Here is an 18,608-nt window from a genome sequence, read left to right on the forward strand (position 1 = left end):
CGGCAGGTGACCCGGGCAGGCCGTCGTCCAGGCGACGTGAGGCGGCGCGGGCGGGTACCGCGGGCTCGCCCGGCCGTCCCACGACCGGTCCGCCGCCCTACCGCCCCGCACCGCCGCCGGCCGGTCGGTCGTAAAAGGACGTGACCGGGGTCCGGGGGCGTGGGACCATCTCAGGGTGCGGACGGCGCCGGGAATGTTCCCCGGAACCGCGGCGTTGACCACACACGAGAACCACTCCATCGACGTAAAGGATCCCATTGACCTCCTCTTCTTCTCTTCCGCACCCAGGCCAGCGCATCGCCGAGTCGAACCGCCGAGCCGACGCCCTGATGGAAGAGGACGTCGCATGGAGCATCGAGGACGGCGAGGGGCGCGACGGCGACCAGCTCGACCGCTCCGACCGGGCCGCACTGCGCCGGGTCGCCGGTCTGTCCACCGAGCTGGAGGACGTCACCGAGGTCGAGTACCGGCAGCTGCGCCTGGAGCGTGTGGTGCTGGTGGGCGTCTGGACGTCCGGCACCGCCCAGGACGCCGAGAACTCCCTCGCGGAGCTGGCGGCGCTCGCCGAGACGGCGGGCGCACTCGTCCTGGACGGCCTCGTCCAGCGCCGCGACAAGCCCGACCCGGCGACGTACATCGGCTCGGGCAAGGCCATCGAGCTGCGCGACATCGTGCTCGAGACGGGCGCCGACACCGTCGTCTGCGACGGTGAGCTCAGCCCCGGCCAGCTCATCCACCTCGAGGACGTCGTCAAGGTCAAGGTGGTCGACCGCACCGCCCTGATCCTCGACATCTTCGCTCAGCACGCCAAGTCCCGGGAGGGCAAGGCACAGGTCGCGCTCGCCCAGATGCAGTACATGCTGCCGAGGCTGCGCGGCTGGGGCCAGTCGCTCTCCCGGCAGATGGGCGGCGGCGGTTCCTCCGGTGGCGGCATGGCCACCCGAGGCCCCGGTGAGACCAAGATCGAGACGGACCGGCGGCGGATCCGCGAGAAGATGGCGAAGATGCGCCGGGAGATCGCGGAGATGAAGACGGGCCGCGACGTGAAGCGCCAGGAGCGGCGGCGCCACAAGGTGCCGTCGGTGGCCATCGCCGGCTACACCAACGCCGGTAAGTCCTCGCTGCTGAACCGGCTCACCGGCGCGGGCGTGCTGGTGGAGAACGCGCTGTTCGCCACCCTCGACCCGACGGTCCGCCGGGCCGAGACGCCCAGCGGGCGGCTCTACACCCTGGCCGACACCGTCGGCTTCGTCCGGCACCTGCCGCACCACCTCGTCGAGGCGTTCCGTTCCACGATGGAGGAGGTCGGCGACTCCGACCTCATCCTGCACGTGGTCGACGGCTCGCACCCGGCCCCGGAGGAGCAGCTCGCCGCAGTCCGTGAGGTGATCCGCGACGTCGGTGCCACTGACGTCCCCGAGATCGTCGTCGTCAACAAGGCCGACGTGGCGGATCCGCTGGTGCTCCAGCGGCTGCTGCGCAACGAGAAGCACGCGCTTGTGGTGTCCACCCTCACGGGACAGGGCATGGACGAGCTGCTCGCCCTGATCGACTCCGAGCTGCCCCGGCCCGAGGTCGAGCTCGAGGTCCTGGTGCCCTACACCGAGGGCGGCCTGGTCTCCCGGGTGCACGCCGAGGGCGACCTGCTCTCCGAAGAGCACACCGGCGAGGGCACGTTGATCAAGGCCCGGGTGCACGAGGAACTGGCGGCCGAGCTGCGCCAGTACCTCCCCGCCCACGGCTGACCTCCGCACCGCCCGCCTCCACACGGCCCGCACCCCCTGAAGGGGTGCGGGCCGTGTCGTGCGTCCGCGTGGCTCCGTTCCCGACGGACGGACGGACGGATGGACGGACGGACGGGCGGACGGACGGGCGGGCGGGCGCCGGCCTAAGGCCTAGGAGGATCGGACCAGTTGAGCGCCTGGGCGGATGGCTGTGCGGTGGCTGGGAGGTGTGGGCCGTCGGACCGGAGTCGACAGCGGTCGAGTACGGTGACGCGTCTGGACCGTGGCGCGGGGCCCGGTCACGGCACGGCTTTCGTGTCGGCATCAGTGAGGCAGAGCGGCAGCGCATGGAACACCACGCATGGTGGGCACGTCGGGCGGCGGCCGGGCGTCAGCAGGATCGGGAACGCAGAAGGAAGCAGCGCGAGGAGGAACGCCGCCGGCTGGGCGGCCTCTCCACCACCGCGTCCGCCGACTCCGACACCGATCCGGTGGTGTGGTGTGCGGGAGTGGGCAGCGCGGTACTGGCGGTGCTGCTCTGCATCAACCTCGCGGTGTTCGTCGGCAGCAGACTGCCGCTCGGTGATCTCTTCCAACTGTCCGGCCAGGTACGGCTGCTGTTCCTCGGCCTGGGTGCTGCCGGCTGGCTGTACTGGGCGTTCGGCTTTGCCAACTGGTCGATGGCGGCCGGTCGTTCCGGCGTGTGGCTGCGCGACGCCAGAGGGACGCGCTTCGTTGCCTGGGACCGGGTGCAGAAGGTGGTGACGGAGGCCGACGGCACGGTCTATCTCAACGACGGCGACCGCCGGTGGATCGCCGGCCGCTTCCGGCCCCCGGTGGTGAGCCGTCTGCTGCGCCGCCCGTCACCGTCCCGGCAAGCGGCCGACCTGCTGACGCTGCTGAGCCGCACGCCTGAGCTCCGCCCGGCCCGGGACAGCAGTCCCGCCGATCTCGGGCCGTCCCACCGCCGCTGGGTCGTGCTGCTGGCGGTGGCGCTCGTGATCACCTCGGTCCAGTTGGCGAGCGGCTGACCGGCCTGCGATGCCGTCGGCCCGGGCGCCAGCGGCCAGGCCGGGTGGCGTGTTCGACCGGTCGTAAACGCGGGTTAACATATGAGCACCGCCTAGCTCGAAAGATAAACCTGTGACTGTCAACGAAGACGCGTTCACCAACTGGAAGCACCGCGAGGAAATCGCGGAGTCGATGATCCCGATCATCGGGAAGCTGCACCGGGAACGGGACGTCACCGTCCTGCTCCACAGCCGCTCCTTGGTGAACAAGTCGGTGGTCAGCATTCTCAAGACCCACCGCTTCGCCCGACAGATCGCCGGTGAGGAGCTCTCGGTCACCGAGACGCTGCCCTTCCTCAACGCGCTCACCACTCTCGACCTGGGCTTCTCCCAGATCGACATCGGCATGCTCGCCGCCATGTACCGGGCGGACGACCGCGGCCTCACCGTGGAGGCGTTCACCGCTGAGGCCGTCGCCGGCGCCACGGGGGCCAACAAGGTCGAGCGGCGCGAGTCGCGGGACGTCGTCCTCTACGGTTTCGGCCGCATCGGACGCCTCCTCGCCCGCCTGCTCATCGAGAAGGCGGGCTCCGGCAACGGCCTGCGCCTGCGGGCCATCGTCGTCCGCAGGGGCGCCGGGCAGGACATCGTCAAGCGCGCCTCCCTGCTGCGCCGCGACTCCATCCACGGCCAGTTCCAGGGCACGATCACCGTCGACGAGGCGAACAGCACGATCATCGCCAACGGCAACGAGATCAAGGTGATCTACTCCGACGCCCCCACCTCGGTGGACTACACGGAGTACGGCATCAAGGACGCCATCCTGATCGACAACACCGGCAAGTGGCGTGACCGGGAGGGCCTGTCGCAGCACCTGCGGCCCGGCATCGACAAGGTCGTGCTGACCGCACCGGGCAAGGGCGACGTGCTCAACGTCGTCCACGGCGTGAACCACCACACGATCAAGCCCGACGAGCAGATCATCTCCTGCGCGTCGTGCACCACCAACGCGATCGTCCCGCCGCTGAAGGCGATGGCGGACGAGTACGGCGTGCTGCGCGGCCACGTCGAGACCGTGCACTCGTTCACCAACGACCAGAACCTGCTGGACAACTACCACAACTCCGACCGACGCGGCCGTTCGGCGCCGCTCAACATGGTCATCACCGAGACGGGCGCCGCCTCCGCCGTCGCCAAGGCGCTGCCGGACCTCAAGGCGAGGATCACCGGCAGTTCGATCCGCGTCCCGGTGCCGGACGTCTCCATCGCCATCCTCAGCCTGCGGCTCGCCCGCGAGACCACCCGCGAGGAGGTCCTGGACTACCTGCGCAAGGTGTCGCTGGCCTCACCGCTCAAGCGCCAACTCGACTACATCAGCGCGCCCGACGCGGTGTCGAGCGACTTCATCGGCTCCCGCCACGCCTCCATCGTCGACGCGGGCGCCACCAAGGTCGAGGGCGACGACGCGATCCTCTACCTCTGGTACGACAACGAGTTCGGCTACTCCAGCCAGGTCATCCGGGTCGTCCAGCACGTCTCGGGCGTGGAGTACCCGACGTACCCGGTGCCGGTGGTCTGACCCGGGAGGGCCCGGTCGGTCGCAACGACCGTCCGGGCCCGCGCGTGGGGGCGGTGCGTGGGGCGGTGGCACGTCGCCGCCCCTCCCACGCGGGGCCGTGAGGTGACGTCCCAGACACCCTCGGACCGGGAGCCCCGCTCGCGCTGTTACCAGAACGCCGCCGACATCCTCACCACGGCGTCGGCTGCCCTCGCGTAACGGTCCGCTTCCCCCGGCTGAGTTCGCCCCAGCGGCCCTGCGCACTCGCTGTGCGCGACAAGCCTGAAGACCAGTGCCCGGACGAGCATCTGCGACCAGTCGGGATGACCACTGCCCATCGTCAGCAGATCGGACGGGGGGTCGAACCACAGCATGCCGTCCGCGACGACGACGGCCTCGGCAAACGCGGGAGGCCGCCAGTACGGGGAGAAGTCGATCACCGCAGGCGCTCGACCGGCAGCGAACAGCACGTTGCCCGTCAGATCGCCATGGACGAGCTGAGCCGTGCCCTGCTTCACCGGGCGCCTCAGCTCCAGCAGAGTGGAGAACGGTGCGGCAAGGTCGTCGATCACGTCGATGGACTGCTCGCCCCACGCGACTCGATCGGCCACAGCCCACGGATGAGTGTGCCGATCAAGGAAGTCGGGCCGGGGGACGTGCCGCAGGGCTGCATGGAAGGCACGCCCGGCGCTCAGCACTCCCGCCCAGTGCCCTCGGGGGCCAGGCTCGCCGGTCACGAACCCGCTGGCGGTCCAGCCGTCCACGACGGCCCGCCCGTCGCCGGCCCGGAGCGGCAGCGGAACACGGAAGCCGCTGCCCGGCGCCGGATCCTCGGACCCCGCCGCAAGCTCCTCGAACAGGGAAGCGGCCCACTCCACCTCGTCCTCAGGTCCCTCGGCAGGCTTGAACACGAACCCACCGACGAGAACACTCCGCCCCTGCCCGCCTGCCAGCGGGACGGCAGACCCCTGCACGCCGAAGGCGTCAAGGACCGCAGGGGCGGGGACCGCATCGCTCCGCAGCTCAGTCACGCCGAACATCCTGCCGACGACCCTTCACCCCGCGCACCTTGTTTTCGCTCAGCCCCCGGCGGCGTGCCGCCAGGGGGAAGGGCCGCCGGACAGGCGCTGCCGGACTGGCGAGCGCGCCATGGCCTGGCTCGGCGGGTGCCGTCGTATGCACCGGCGCCACAGACGTTAGGCCACCAGCCGCCTCTTGAGGGCCTGCGCCGGCAACACCTGCCACCCCCGTCTGCTGCCGCGGGCTCACCGGTACGGACGGTGTTCAGGGCGCGTCGGCGTAGGCGAGGTGAACTCCGCAAACCGTGCAGCGGAAGAGCATGGCGGTTGCGCCGGCGCGCAGGCTGGTCACGAAGTGCTCAAGGCCGCTTTCGCCGTGCCGGCCGTCGAGGCGCTTGGCGGTCCGCAGTTGGCCGAGTGCCTCGGGGTGCGCCGCCAGTTGGGTGTAACCGACTGCGCCCACGAAGGCGGCTGCGTTCTGGCAGTGGACGAGCCAGTGCGGATCCTGCCAGGCGTGGAATCCCGGGGTGCGGCGGGTGACCTCGTGCAGGACGACCTCGCTGACGTCGTCGAGCCCGTGGGAGTCGCTGAATTCGCCGGCGAAGCGTTCGGCCGCGCTCCCGTCTGCGATGCACCACGGACAGAACCGGCCGCTGACGTCCTGTGCGGTGTAAAAGGTGGCCGTGTAGACCCATCCTCTACTGAGCTCGCAGCAGGCGCACGCCTCGGCGGCCGCACGGATGGCCCCAGTTGCGAGGGGGTCTGGGTGATAGCGGAAGAAGGGCAGGTCGGCACTCATCGGCACTTTCCGATCGGGCCCCTGAGGAGTAGGTCGACTCCCTGGGGCGTGTGCGAGCGGGGTCCTCGCTGCGAGCACCATGCGCCGAAGCGCGCTTGTGCCGCGCTCAGCAGGGTACTCCCGGGCGCGGCCGTTAACGTCGTCAACGAGTGTATGCGTTGATAGTGCGAGGGGCCCTGTGTACGGTTGCGCGTATGACGGACACCCCCGCCCGGCAGGCCAACCCCCTGGTCACCGGGTCCGAAATCGCCAGGCTGGCAGGCGTTACCCGTGCCGCCGTCTCCAACTGGCGGCGACGCTACGACGACTTCCCGAAGCCGGCCGGCGGTGGGGTCAACAGTCCGCTGTTCGATCTGGCTGAGGTGCAGGCCTGGCTGGACCGGCAGCGCAAGGGACAAGAAGTGTCGGTGGAGGTGCAGCTGTGGCAGGCGCTGCGCGGCTCCTACGGTGACGACATGCTCAACGGGCTTCTCGATGTCGCCAGCCTCCTTGCCGGGCGGAAGGAACCCGCGGAACTTCCCGCAGGCGTCGCCCGGCTCGCGCGGTCTTTGGCTGGAAGCGGTGGGGCGGGCGAGGCGGTGAGTGCCCTCGCTGAGCGATTCACCGACTCCGTACGCCGGGCCGGATCCGATCAGACCACCTCACCGCGCATCATCCGGGCCGTGCGTCACTACGCCGGTGAGGTGGCCTCCGACGTGACTCTCTTCGACCCTGCCTGCGGCATCGGCACCCTCCTGCTCGCTGTCGGTCTTCGGCAGGGACCGAGGCGCCGCGGCCAGGACACCGACGCCCGCAGCGCGCTGTTCGCGCAGCTGCGGGCAGACCTCACCGGGTACACCGACGTCGGCATCGTCGCGGGGGACGCCCTGCGCGAGGACCGGTGGACGGACCTCAAAGCCGACCTGGTCGTCTGCGACCCGCCGGTCGGTGAGCCCGACTGGGGACGTGAGGATCTGCTGCTCGACCCGCGGTGGGAGTTCGGCACCCCTTCTCGCGCCGAGGGCGAGCTAGCCTGGCTGCAGCACGCCTATGCGCACACCGTGCCCGGCGGTCGCGTCCTCATCGTTCTGCCGGCCTCGGTGGCCTACCGCAAGGCGGGCCGCCGAATCCGCGCCGAGCTGGTACGGCGGGGCGTCGTCACTCAGGTCACCGCCCTCCCGTCGGGCTCGGCGTCCTCGCATCCGCTCCCGGTCCACCTCTGGCACCTGCGCCGGCCGCGGGCCCCGGAGGATGCCGTCACCAGGGTCCGCATGGTCGATCTGGCGGCGGGTGACCCGGACGGCTCGCTGGAACCGGCCCCCGAGCAGGTGGCGGAGGTCCCCCTGGTCGATCTGCTCGACGACGCGGTGGACCTCACCCCCGGCCGTCACGTGCAGGACTCCCACCGCGACTTCGCGGTCGAATACCAGGCAGTGCGACGAGAACTGACGGAGCAACTGCGGATGCTGGCGGAGCTGCTGCCGGCATTGGTCGCAGGCAACGGCTCCAGCACCCTCGAAGGGTCCACCGTCAGCGTCGCCGACCTCGCCCGGGCGGGGCTCGTCGAGTACGGCGATCCGGAGCCGGTCTCGATCAGCGACCAGCTCGACACCGACTACCTCCAGGGGCTTCTGCGCAGCGCGGCAAACATTCGGCGCTCCACGAGCACCAGCGGCACCTTCCGCCTCGACGGCAAGGGCGCCCGCATCCCCCAGATGGACATCACCGAGCAACGGCGGTACGGGTCGGCCTTCCGCGCGCTTCAGGAGTTCGAGCGGCGAGCGCGGAGAGTGGCGGAGTTGAGTCAGGACGCGGCGGCCCTGGCGCGGGACGGCCTCGGGAACGGCGCGCTCACCCCGGAGAGCTGACGGGGGTTGGCGCCGCGCCAGCCCCGCAGAACGGAGTCACGGCACGAACGCACTGGCCGACCCGCTCCAGGTGACCGCCAGCGCCTCCCGGGCACGGGTGCACGCCACGAAAAGCAGGCACCGCTCCCGCAACAGGTCCGAGTCGCGCTGCAACGCGTCCACGGAGGCGGGTGTCACCTCGCGGGCGAACGGCACCGCGCTCGCCGTCACTCCCAGGACGGCCGCGCAGCGGAACTCCAGTCCTTTCATGGCGTGCATGGTGGCGAGCCGCACCCCGTCCGCTCCGGGCCCGGGGTTGTCCCTGACCCGGACCACCGGGATCCCGGCCGCGGTGAGTCTGTCGTACGCCTTGTCGAGCAGTACGTTGAAGCGGGCGCACACCCCGATCTCCGACGGGCGGATGCCCTGGCTGATCCAGCCTTCGACGCGCTCGACGAGCGCCGCCACCTCCGCCTGCTCGGAGCCGTACCCGTCCACGTGGGGCTGCCGACCGTGCAGCAGGGAACGGTAGCCGGCCAGGTTGTCGCTTCCCTCACCACCCAGGTCATCGACTGACACCGGGCTGAGGATGCCGGTCGACCAGCTGAGGATCTCCTCCGTGGAACGGTAGTTGACGCGCAGACGGTGGCTGCGTCCGGCCACGGAGATGCCCAGCGAGCCGAGCGACACCTTCGAGTCGTAGATGCGCTGGTGCGGGTCGCCCGTGAGGAACAGGTCGTCGCTGCCGGGGGCCACCGCACCGCGCAGGACGCGCCACTGGGCGGGGTGCAGATCCTGCGCCTCGTCGACCACGACGTGGTCGTGAGTGGGGGACGACCCGGCCAGGAGGTCGGCGGCACGCGCACACACCTTCAGATGCGTGGTGGCCTTCTGGGCACCCAACAACGACTCGAACAGTTCAACGGCCGACCACAACCGATCGCGTCGCGCCGAGGGCAGCGGGCTGCCGCGTCCGCGCCGCAAGGCGCTGCGGTAGGCGTCGCGTGTGCGCAGGTCCTGGGCCAGCACGACGTGCCGGTACTCCTGAGCCAGGAACTGCTCGGTCCACGGCAGCCCCAGTTGCCTGACGACACGCTGCCACAGCTGCCGTTCCTCCCGGTCGTTCACCGGGGAGGGCACCTTGCCGTCGAGGCGGCTGACGATGCCGTGCGCGTAAGCGTTGACCGTGGTCACGTCGACGCGGCCGAGCAGCGCGTCATCGTCCAGGAGCACGGACAGGTTCTCGCGCAGTGAGCCGGCAAGGGCGTTCGTGTAGGTGGTCAGGAGGACGCGAGTGTCGGGGGAGCGGGTGAGGAGGTGCCTTACCCGGTGCAGGGCCACGACCGTCTTGCCGGTGCCGGGACCGCCGGTGATCTGGACCGGGCCGCCGTACGACACCCGGTAGGCGACACGGCGCTGCGAGGGGTGCAGGAAGACCCGCCAGGCTGCGAACGGCTTCTCCAGGATGTCCGCGAGCTCTTCGGGGCCCGTGACCAGGGTGATGCGGTTCGCGGTGTTGGCGATGGCGACGGCGAGGCTCTCGTCGGGGTCGGGGCCCGCGTCGACCGGGCGGCGGACGGCGACCACGTCCCGGTACACCTCTTCGGGGCTGAACCCCTCGGCGAGGTACTGCAGCACCTCACACTGGTCCTCCGGCAGCAGCGTCTCGAACGCCGCGAGCTGCGCCTTGTCGACGATCGTCCGCACCGCGCGCAACACCTGGTCGTCCACGCCCAGTTCGCGCAACACGGTGTCCGAGTACTTCGCGAAGAGCCGGGTGTCCGCGGTGGTCGCCGCCTTCTCCAGGGCCGGCGTCAGCTGCTCGATGGCGACCACGTTGCGGACTTCGAGGGCGCGAGTCGCGGAGTTCGTCGTGTAGAGCCGCTTGGCTGCCCAGGTGTACGCGTCGTCGTGCCGTACGACGTTGACGAGCAGGAACACGTCACTGCCGTCGTTCGGGGCGAGGACAACACCGCGCCAGAAGTCGTTGATGCGGATGGTCCGCATGCGTGCGTCCTGCGCGTTCTGCACGGACTCCAGGTGAAGCCCCGTGTCCGCGTGCAGTTCGGGAACGGAGAGCAGCTGGAACTTCTGCATCGCCTTGCGCACGCCGGCCTTGACGGGCTTCTCCAGGACGTCGTAGCTCTCCCAGAAGCTGTTGGCGAACGCGAGCTGCGGCACGAGGTGAACTCCCCACCCTGGATGGACACTCCGCAGTCGATCATACGCACGGGGTGGTCGTCAGACGCCGAGCCACCTCCTCGATGTCCGTGAGCAGTCCGGCGGGTTCCTGGTCCAGGTCGAGGGCGTGTTGATGGAGGACGATGCCCGCGTGGCGCACCCGGTGGGCGGCGTGCGGGGCATTGCCCTTCGCGTACACCAGGTGCCCTTCGCGCAACCCGAGGGCCGTGCAGTACGCCAGCATCTGGTACAGGTCGGCGTCCGGATAGCCGCTCGGTCGCTCGGCCTTGTACTTGGCGTCCGCCACCGCGCACGGCGCCCCGGCCGGTCCGTACAGCACGAGGTCCGGCTTCATGCGGATCGCGCCGGCCTCGTCGAGGTGGTGGGAGTCCTGGAGGCGGGCGGTGTAGCCGACGGGGCCGCGGTCCCAGCCCCGGCCCCGGAAAGTCTCCTGAAGGGCGGCGGTCACGAAGTCCTCGAAGAGTCTGTTCATGTCGAGGAGAAAGCCGTTGACGCGCAGATCACCGTGACCGTGCTCGGCAGAGGCACCGTCGAGGACAACACGCGACAGACGCAGGGCCTGGTGGTAGCGGGAGTTGAGGCGGGTGGGTCGCCAGTCGGGCAGGGGCTGTCCGCGCACGACCGCCGTGACGTCGGCCAGTCGGGCACGCTGGTGCAGCAGCCTGCGGCGTACGTCGCGCGGTACGCCGGGCAGACGCAGCAGACGTTCGACGGCCGTACGGAGGATGCGGTTCTCCGCGATGTCCGTGGTGAAGTCGTCGTACGCCACCTCGATCGGCAGCATCGCCCCGAAGCGCCGCCGGATCTGCTCGGCCTCCCTGATCCGGCCGCGGACGACGAGCGCGGACTCCTCCGTTTCCCGGTAGCCCTGCAACAAGCCCCGCCGCAGGGCCCGGTCCACCTGCCGTTCCACGGCGTGGGCGAGCGCGGGCAGCAGCTCTCGGTGCTCGGCGACCTCGACCTCGCCGTCCCGCCAGTTCCTGCGGGGATCGAGGGCGTAGCCGAGCAGGAAGAAGAGCCGGACGACGGGCACCTTGGGGGTGATGCGGACGATGACCGGTCCGCCCGCGCCTGGCGCCGTGACTGCCACGGCGCCGACCTTGCTGCCGGCCCGCAGCGACCAGTGCCCCGGCGTGTACGGGTCGGGGGACGCGTCCACGATGCCGGAAGCGGCGAGCGCACGACCGACGGCGTCCGGCAGGGCGAGACGTCTGGGCGGGGCGTACTCGACCAGTTCGACGCACTGCGGGACGTCTGCTGTGTCCAACGCGTCCACCGCCTCTGCCGCGGACGTCACCCCAGCGACTCCCGCAGTGCGGCCAGCCCGTACCGCTTCTCGATGTCCACGCCTTCCCCGTAGTGGTGCTCCTCCAGCAGCGGCAGGATCTTCGTCCGCCAGGTCCGCTCCAGCCCTCCCTCGCGGTACACACCCTTCTTCATCAGGTACGAGGGCCCGATGCGGAAGTCGGGATCGTCGATACGCGCGTTCAGCGCCTCCAGCAGTTCGGCGGGCTCCGCGTCCCTGCCCTGCCCGGCCAGCCAGCGGCGCAGCAGCCCGCGTGTCGGCTCGGTACGCGGCGACAGCTCGACGAAGGCGAAGCGACGGCGCATGGCCGCGTCCACGAGGGCGATGGACCGGTCGGCGGTGTTCATGGTGCCGATGACGAACAGGTTCGGCGGCAGCGCGAAGTCGTCGCCGGAGTAGGTCAGCCGGACCGACTTGTTGCGGTACTCCAGCAGGAAGTACAACTCGCCGAACACCTTCGCCAGATTGGCCCGGTTGATCTCGTCGATGATCAGGAAGTGCGGGACGTGCCGGTTGCCCTCGCGGGAGGCCAGGTCGGCGAGTTCCCGCAGCGGGCCTGCGGTGAGCCGGAAGGCGACCTCTCTGGTCTGCGGGTCCTCCTGGGGCCGGAAGCCCTCGAAGAAGTCCTCGTAGGCGTAGGACGGGTGGAACTGCACGAGCTTGACCTGCTCGGGCCCGCCGCCGAGGAACTCGGCGAGCTTCAGCGCCAGGTACGTCTTGCCGGTGCCGGGCGGCCCGTAGAACACCAACTGGCGGTCGTCCCACAGGAGGTCCCGCACCTCACGCAACCAGTCGGAGTCGTGTACGACGAGCTCTGCGGCCAGTTCCTCCGTCGGCTCGGGCAGCTCGAGTTCGCGTCGGGCGGTCATCGCCGGGATCTCCACGCTGGGGTCCCGCTCTATGGCTTCCGCCTCCTCGACCAGTTCTTCGTCGGAACGGCCCAGCCCTTCGATATGTGCCTGTACGGAGGTGAGATCGACGACGTCGTGCTGGACGGACAGCTTCTGCTGAAGCTCTTCCGGCAGATCGTCGTACGGATAGCCGGTCGCCTCCCACTCGACCGGTCGCCGCAGGTTGCTCCGTCCGTCCTCGGACGCGACCTGTTCGACCTCTCCCGCGACCTCCCCGGCGTACAGCCGACCGCCGGAGATGGTGCACACGGTGTCTCCGGGTTTCATGCGAGAGAGAAACGCGTGCAGGTCCTCAACGAGCTGCTGCTTCTGGCTGTAGGTGGCGGTGGACTCGTAGTCCTCCTGAACCAGAGTTCGCAGGTCCTCCTTGCTGATGCCCTGCTCGACGCCCTGCCGAAGGCGGGAGGCGGCCAGCGTGATGCGGCCTTCAGGGAGCCACATCCGCTGGACCAGGTCGAGCCCGGTCACGTTCGACCCGCGTACCAGCCAGGGACGGAACGGTCCGTGCCACACCCCCGTCATGAAGTCGGACAACGGCGCGCCGTCTTCCGTCCGCCACTCCTTCCACCCGTTGCGCGGGGCGCCCACCAGGAGGACGGCGGCGAACGACGGTGAACCGACGACCACGTCCTCGGCCAGCTCCAACCAGCCGGGCCACCGGTCCGAGGGCACCAGCACGCCCCGGTCCCTCAGTTCCTCCCGCTGCTTGAAGGGGGCTTTGAAGTGTGTGGCGAGAGACGGCGTCACCCGGTCCCGGGCCGGAGACCCGGCCCGGATCAGGAACCTCCGGCTTCCGTTCGTTCCCGTCTCGTCCAGCAGCGCACCGCGTGCCCGGCCGATTCCGTCGCCGTTGGGCAGACGCAGCTGGAACTCCGGGTACGTCGCGGACTCGTCCACGGTCACCACTCCTCTTCGGACGCCGTCTGATGAGAACGATAGGCGCGGCCCCTGGCGGACGCCTGCTCCGCCGGGGAACGGCTGCTGTTCGCGCGGATCGTCGCATGGCGGTAGGGCCTCCGCGACGCGTGAGTTCAGCGCGCTGAGCCACCCCTTTCTCCCGTCCAGCCGGAGCGCGAAGCCCCTGATCCTGCGACCGGCGCGGGACGCGCCTGTTCAGGCACCCGCGTCGGCATGACCGGGGGCGTGCCGGTACCGGGCCACAGGGCCGGCAGAAGGCCGGTGACCTCCAGCAGACGGGTGCGGATCTCGGCGGGGGAGGGCGGCAGCTCACCGGTCCGGTGGTGGCAGGCCGCGCTCAACGCTGACCAGGTGGTACGGCACCTGCGGGCGGTGTCGTGGCCCGCGTACCACTCCAGGCAGAGCATGCGGTGCTTGCCCACCCGCGTCATGGACGGGGTGACGCCGCGCCAGTAGGCGTCCAGGGCCTGGTCGAGTGCCATGCGGAGCAGCACGGCGGCGGCGCGGGCGCGCAGACCGGGCGTCAGCGCGCTGGTCGTTCCGGGGCCGGGAGACAGCAGGCGGTCCGCGGCGGTCAGGAGGGTCTCGGGGGACACGCTCACCGGACACCTCCGGCACCCTGGACGCCTGCGCTCCGCCGGATGGCCGTGACGAGGTCCTTCGTGCGGCGCACGAGGTCCTTCCGGCTGTCGACGGTCGGAAGGGGCGTGTGCGCGCCGGAGTTGAACGTCGTGATCAGCGCCCAGCCGCCGGGGCAGATCCGTTCGACGGCCTCACGGGGGTGCTGCCGCTCGTCGCCCAGCAGGGCGAGCGCCACGTACGTCTTGGTGCGGTCCAGCGAGCTGACCCGCTCCTCCACCTCGCGGATGCCGAGCCCGTCCTCGTCCCGCAGCCTGCGGCGCGTGATCTCCAGGCAGACCGCCTCCACGGCCCTGCGGCACATCGCGGGCAGCACGTGATCGGCAACGTCCTGCGGTACACCCGCGTCCAGGGAGATGGCCCGGGCTTCCGCCAGGGCCTGCTTCACGGGGTCGTTCGCGGTCTCGACGCCGACCGCGGAGTCGGTGCCGCGCGTGATGTGCAGGACGGTCGCCCGGATGCCGAGGTGGTCGACGGCCTGCGCGAGTCGGGTGTCGTGGGTGAACACGATCACCTGCCGGTCACGGGCGCAGGCGTCGAGCACCCGGGCCAGTCCTTCGACCTTCTCGGGATCCATCGACTGCACCGGGTCGTCGATGACGAGGAACCCGAACGGGCTTTCCGCGTGGGTCGCGCGCGGCAGGAACAGGGAGAGTGCGAGGGAGTGCAGCTCCCCCTGGCTCATCACGCTGTACGCCGGGGCAGCCATATCGTCCACGGAGACATCGAGAACCACCTTGCCCCGCCCGGGAGTCCCCGCGAGAGTGACCGACCCGAGGCTCACGCTGCTGTGCTCGCACAGCAGCTGCCACACCTCCTGGGACCGCAGGGCGAACGGCCGCAGCCGTTCGTTGCGCAGCTCGTCGATGATCGGTCGCAACCACGCGCGGGCCTTCCGCGCATGCGGGAGGCGGGCGCGGGCCGCCTCGGCGGCCTCCGCCACGCCCAGCCACTCGGCGAGCCGCACGGCCACCGGCTGCCACGCCTCGTTGTGGTCGGAGAGCCGCCTGGTGTGGTCCTCCCGCACCTGGCGACACGCTTCGTCCAGGACCGCCGCCGCGCGCTCGGCCCGGTCCGCCAGTTCCCGCGGGTGAGTGATGTCCCGGCACAGCGCCCACTCCTGCCAGACCCGCACAAGCGGGGTGTCCTCGTCGCAGCCACACCGGAACCGGCTGTACGAGGTCGTGGACCGCTCGCAGGGTGGTCGCCACGGCCTTCCGGGCGGCTTCGGCAGCGACCGCCTCCGCCTGGAGCCGCTCCACGTCGGCCCGTGCCTGAACAGCCCACGCCCGGTCAAGCCGGTTCTCACTGCCGCAGACCGGGCAGTCCGTGTTCCCGGAACGAGCCTGGTGGTCCAGTGCCGCATCCAGCAACCGGGCCAGACGGCGTGAGTCCTCGGTGCTGCCGTACCGGGCTTCCTCGGCGTCGGCGGCTGCCTCCCGCAGCCGCGCGACGGCTCCGTCGACTTCCCGCAGGTCCGGCCCGACCAGGCTCGCGTACAGCCGGAGCCTTGAGAGTTCGGCCTCGGCCGCCGGCGAACGGCTTTCCAGCAGTGCCCGCACCCGCTCGAGATCCGGCGTGGTGCCGGACAGTGCCGAGGCGGCTTCACGAGCCTTGGGGTCGTCGCTTTCGGAGAGGTGGTCGAGGAGCTTCGCGGTGAGGGCCTTCCCCGCCTTGGCCGCCTTGTCGTATTCGCTCACGGCGTCCTTGACCCGGGCGTCGAACTCGGCGAGCAGTTCAAGCCCGAGGAGCCTGAAGAAGGCGTCGTGCAGGTTGCCGAGCGTTCCGTTGATCATCGAGCCGAGCTCGCTGTACGGCAGGAACGGCCTGGCCAGCTCCAGCGCCCCGCCATCGAGGACCTCCTCCAACTTCCGCTCCGAGCCGTCCTGCGCCTCGACCCGCGTCCGTGCTTCGTCCAGCTCGGTTCCGTGCCAGGTCCGCCGCACGGTGACGGCTTCGGCCTCCTCTCCCACCGTCAGTTCAACGCAGACCTCGGGAGTGACATCGGGACTGTGGAGGTTGCGCCAGCCCTTCTGCCAGTCACCGGCTCGCCGCCCCTCCCAGCGGGAGTTGCGCCTCGTGATCGCGGTTTCGGCGGCCTCAGCGAAGCTCGACTTGCCGGACCCGTTCGGCCCGGCGACGACTACGAGGCCGGGCCCCGGCGGCAGGTCGAGCGTGGCTCGGGGCCCGATACCGCGCCAGCCGGCCGCGGTGATGGAACGGAGCTGGACGGGACCGGCCCGCCCCCCGCTGCTCCCGACCTCCTCCGGTAGCAGTTCGATCAACAGGTCCCGCACTTCAGGCCTCAGACCGGGGTCGGTGAGGCGGCTGAGAAGGAGCTCGCGAAGCGAGCCTGCGGTGTCGGGAGAGGGCTCGGGGGACTGGTGGCTCATGTTCGGTTCCTTGGTGCCGGGCGCGACGCGGGAGCGTGGTGCGGACTGATGAGGCGTCATGTTCCGGGAGTGAGCATGGCAAAGACGTGTTAGCACTGTCAACGTAGTTGTAAAACTCATGTGATTCGAATTTGTGTACGCACGTCGGAGATGCCTTCGCTGATCGGTGTGCTGCGCGCGAGCGGGAAGTCGCCGTTGGACCAGGGGCTGGCGGCGTTGGGCCTCGGCGGTGGCTCCAAGCCGGTAACTGTGTGCATGTCCGGCGCTGTTGCTAACGTTGCCCGGCAGTCGGTGACCGGAACGGGGGAGACGATGACGTTCGGCGACGAGTGGGCCCAGCTGGTCTCGGAGGCCCGGCAGCGCCAGTCCGAGGGGACGAGGCTCAATCAGCTGGAGCCGGGACCCGGCAGCAACGCTGGCGGCGAGAGCGACAAGGACCTGGTGGTCACGCAGGACGATCTCGGGGCGGTCGGCCACGAGGCCTTCCTGCTCCACGGCGAGCTGCACAAGAAGGCGGACATCGCGGGTGCGGGCGCCGACCGGAACGGAGTGGGCTCCACCGCGCGGGCGGCCAGGGAACTCGCCGACCGCAACCTGGCCATGGGCGGCGAGCTCTACACCACGCTGTCGGTGTGGAACGCACAGGTGAAGACCGTTCTGCAGATGTGCGCCCACATCTCGAACCACCTGGACTACTCGAAGAAGCTGCACGCCAACGAGGACGCGGCGATCGCGGCTTCCTTCCGCCGCCGGGACGGGAGCGCCGTGCCGGCCTCCGAGATCTCCACCTACGTGCGCTGACGGGGCGGTGTTACATCCATGGGCGCTTTCACCTACTCCGACCTCATCGCCCTGGACCTCGGCAGGCTGGGCAATGCAGTCACCGACTGGAAGACGATGGCCGGGAATCTCGCCACGCTTCAGACCGACGCCAGGGACGGTCTGCTGAAGAAGTCCGAAGCGGCCCGTTGGAAGGGCGTCAACGCTTCTGTGACCAGGGACTTCGTGCGCAAGACCGCCAAGGAGTTCGGTGACTTGCACAAGGAGGCCCAGAGCATCCACGCGGTACTCGCGGACGCCCACACGGAGCTTTCACAGATCCAGAAGAGGGCGAAGACCCTGACTGACGAGGCGCGGAAGGGCGACCCGGGCAGATCTCTCGACCCTGACCCCGGCCTGCTCGTGACGGACGGCGGGAACGGGACGGTGAAGGTCATGGAGGCGGTGTGCGACGTGGAGGGAACCTCGCAGCGCACCAAGGACAGGATGCAGTGGTACGCCGACACCCTCACCGGTCTGGTCTCCCACGCTGCCGAGGTAGACGCCGCGGTCACCCGCGCCCTGCGCAAGTCCCACGGCGGTGATCCGCACAACGCCGGCCACGCGTCGTACACCTCGCTCGATGAGGACCAGCTGCCGCGTGCGATGAAGCTCGCCTCGCTCGGTGAGGATGCGAACGGCGGGCAGCGGGCCGAGCTGCGGCGGCTCTGGCAGTCGCTGAGTCCGGAAGCGCGTGCCGAGCTGTGGAAGGCGCGCAAGGAGGATCTGCTGGCAGCCGGACTGCTCAGTCCCACGGTCAAGCAGATCGCGCCTGACCGGGGCTCGGGGCAGTATGGGGTGGAGAAGCCCACCTTCACCGAGCTCATGACCAAGGACAAGATGAGGATGCTCGCCTCGGGCTCGGACTGGAAGGGTCTGAACGACGCCTCCCGGCACATGCAGCACTACCTCGAGAACACGGGGGAGCCGTTGGACCTACCCGTGGACAAGATGCTGCACGACGACGAGGGACTCCGTATCCACGCCGAGCTGGCGATCCGTGAGAAGCAGGACGGGTGGCGGGAACAGGCGCTGGAGGAGTTCCGGCGTAACGGCGGCCGACCCGTCACCTTCTCCGTGGAGACCGGCAACAGCGACTACAGCTTCTCCCAGGACACGCAGGAGAACTGGTTCTACGCGATCGGCTCCACTCGTACGAACGTCACCGGCGTGGTGACCGTCGCGCCGGGGGTCGACGGTGAGCCGAAAGTCGGCCTCGACTATCAGGTCAACGCCTGGGACCGCTACAACTGGGACGAGGGGAAGGGCGTCGGCATCGGCCCGCTCAGCATTCCGGACGGCCAGCCCGGGCGGCTGCACACCACCGGTCTGGCCCAGGAATTCGACATGCAGGGCAGCAGTTCCGCGAAGCACTACGATCTCGGCTCTGAGACGTCGAGCAGCGACCCGCTGCCCGCGCCGGACGATCCCGGCCGCGAAGGCACGAGGCAGGACCCGGGCAGGGAGAGGACAAAGCGTTGAGC

At 70.0% G+C, this 18,608-nt stretch carries 13 protein-coding genes and 1 pseudogene; 6 read left to right on the top strand and 8 right to left on the bottom strand.

Going from position 1 to position 18,608, the window contains the following annotated elements; translation table 11 throughout:
- Positions 1 to 257 precede the first annotated feature (257 nt).
- The 3 genes from hflX (at position 258) to ACYVE9_RS01090 (ending at position 4,313) form a co-directional block, all read left to right on the top strand.
- A complete protein-coding gene (hflX, locus tag ACYVE9_RS01080) occupies positions 258 to 1,745 on the top strand; it encodes a GTPase HflX (protein WP_461025757.1) in 1,488 nt (495 codons plus the stop codon).
- A gap of 326 nt (positions 1,746 to 2,071) precedes the next feature.
- Positions 2,072 to 2,755: a hypothetical protein gene (locus tag ACYVE9_RS01085; RefSeq protein WP_461025758.1), complete on the top strand. Its 684-nt coding sequence runs from the start codon at positions 2,072 to 2,074 to the stop codon at positions 2,753 to 2,755.
- Between the two features lie 112 nt (positions 2,756 to 2,867).
- On the top strand, positions 2,868 to 4,313 hold the full coding sequence (locus tag ACYVE9_RS01090) for a glyceraldehyde-3-phosphate dehydrogenase (RefSeq protein WP_461025759.1): 1,446 nt from the start codon (positions 2,868 to 2,870) through the stop codon (positions 4,311 to 4,313).
- Positions 4,314 to 4,459: 146 nt separating this feature from the next.
- Here the strand turns inward: ACYVE9_RS01090 and ACYVE9_RS01095 are convergent, their stop codons facing one another.
- Together ACYVE9_RS01095 and ACYVE9_RS01100 are read right to left on the bottom strand one after the other, a co-directional pair.
- Positions 4,460 to 5,323: an aminoglycoside phosphotransferase gene (locus ACYVE9_RS01095; protein ID WP_461025760.1), complete on the bottom strand. Its 864-nt coding sequence runs from the start codon at positions 5,321 to 5,323 to the stop codon at positions 4,460 to 4,462.
- Between the two features lie 253 nt (positions 5,324 to 5,576).
- Positions 5,577 to 6,110, bottom strand: a complete 534-nt coding sequence (locus ACYVE9_RS01100; RefSeq protein WP_461025761.1) for a CbrC family protein — start codon at positions 6,108 to 6,110, stop codon at positions 5,577 to 5,579.
- Positions 6,111 to 6,304: 194 nt separating this feature from the next.
- On the opposite strand from ACYVE9_RS01100, the gene ACYVE9_RS01105 reads away from it, so the two are divergent.
- Positions 6,305 to 7,957: an N-6 DNA methylase gene (locus tag ACYVE9_RS01105; protein ID WP_461025762.1), complete on the top strand. Its 1,653-nt coding sequence runs from the start codon at positions 6,305 to 6,307 to the stop codon at positions 7,955 to 7,957.
- Positions 7,958 to 7,993: 36 nt separating this feature from the next.
- On the opposite strand, the gene ACYVE9_RS01110 is transcribed toward ACYVE9_RS01105, so the two are convergent.
- The 6 genes and pseudogenes from ACYVE9_RS01110 to ACYVE9_RS01135 all read right to left on the bottom strand — a co-directional run.
- Entirely contained in the window at positions 7,994 to 10,117 is a 2,124-nt protein-coding gene (locus tag ACYVE9_RS01110; protein ID WP_461025763.1) for a UvrD-helicase domain-containing protein, read from the bottom strand.
- Between the two features lie 40 nt (positions 10,118 to 10,157).
- Positions 10,158 to 11,435, bottom strand: a complete 1,278-nt coding sequence (locus ACYVE9_RS01115; RefSeq protein ID WP_461025764.1) for an McrC family protein — start codon at positions 11,433 to 11,435, stop codon at positions 10,158 to 10,160.
- On the bottom strand, positions 11,432 to 13,252 hold the full coding sequence (locus tag ACYVE9_RS01120; RefSeq protein WP_461025765.1) for a DUF4357 domain-containing protein: 1,821 nt from the start codon (positions 13,250 to 13,252) through the stop codon (positions 11,432 to 11,434). Before ACYVE9_RS01120 ends, ACYVE9_RS01115 begins: the two co-directional genes overlap by 4 nt.
- 134 nt (positions 13,253 to 13,386) lie before the next feature.
- Entirely contained in the window at positions 13,387 to 13,869 is a 483-nt protein-coding gene (locus ACYVE9_RS01125) for a hypothetical protein (protein ID WP_461025766.1), read from the bottom strand.
- A 2-nt stretch (positions 13,870 to 13,871) separates the two neighbouring features.
- Positions 13,872 to 15,047 carry an AAA family ATPase gene (locus tag ACYVE9_RS01130; protein WP_461025767.1) on the bottom strand — a complete coding sequence of 392 codons (1,176 nt, stop codon included), beginning with the start codon at positions 15,045 to 15,047 and terminating at the stop codon, positions 13,872 to 13,874.
- 826 nt (positions 15,048 to 15,873) lie between these two features.
- Positions 15,874 to 16,425: pseudogene (locus tag ACYVE9_RS01135) on the bottom strand (AAA family ATPase); the annotation flags it as partial.
- A 192-nt stretch (positions 16,426 to 16,617) separates the two neighbouring features.
- Between ACYVE9_RS01135 and ACYVE9_RS01140 the strand changes: the two are divergent.
- A complete protein-coding gene (locus tag ACYVE9_RS01140; RefSeq protein WP_461025787.1) occupies positions 16,618 to 17,106 on the top strand; it encodes a hypothetical protein in 489 nt (162 codons plus the stop codon).
- Between the two features lie 18 nt (positions 17,107 to 17,124).
- Positions 17,125 to 18,606, top strand: coding sequence for a hypothetical protein (locus ACYVE9_RS01145; protein ID WP_461025768.1), 1,482 nt, complete (start codon positions 17,125 to 17,127; stop codon positions 18,604 to 18,606).
- The last annotated feature ends 2 nt before the right edge of the window (positions 18,607 to 18,608 follow it).

The organism is Streptomyces sparsus, from assembly GCF_054776295.1.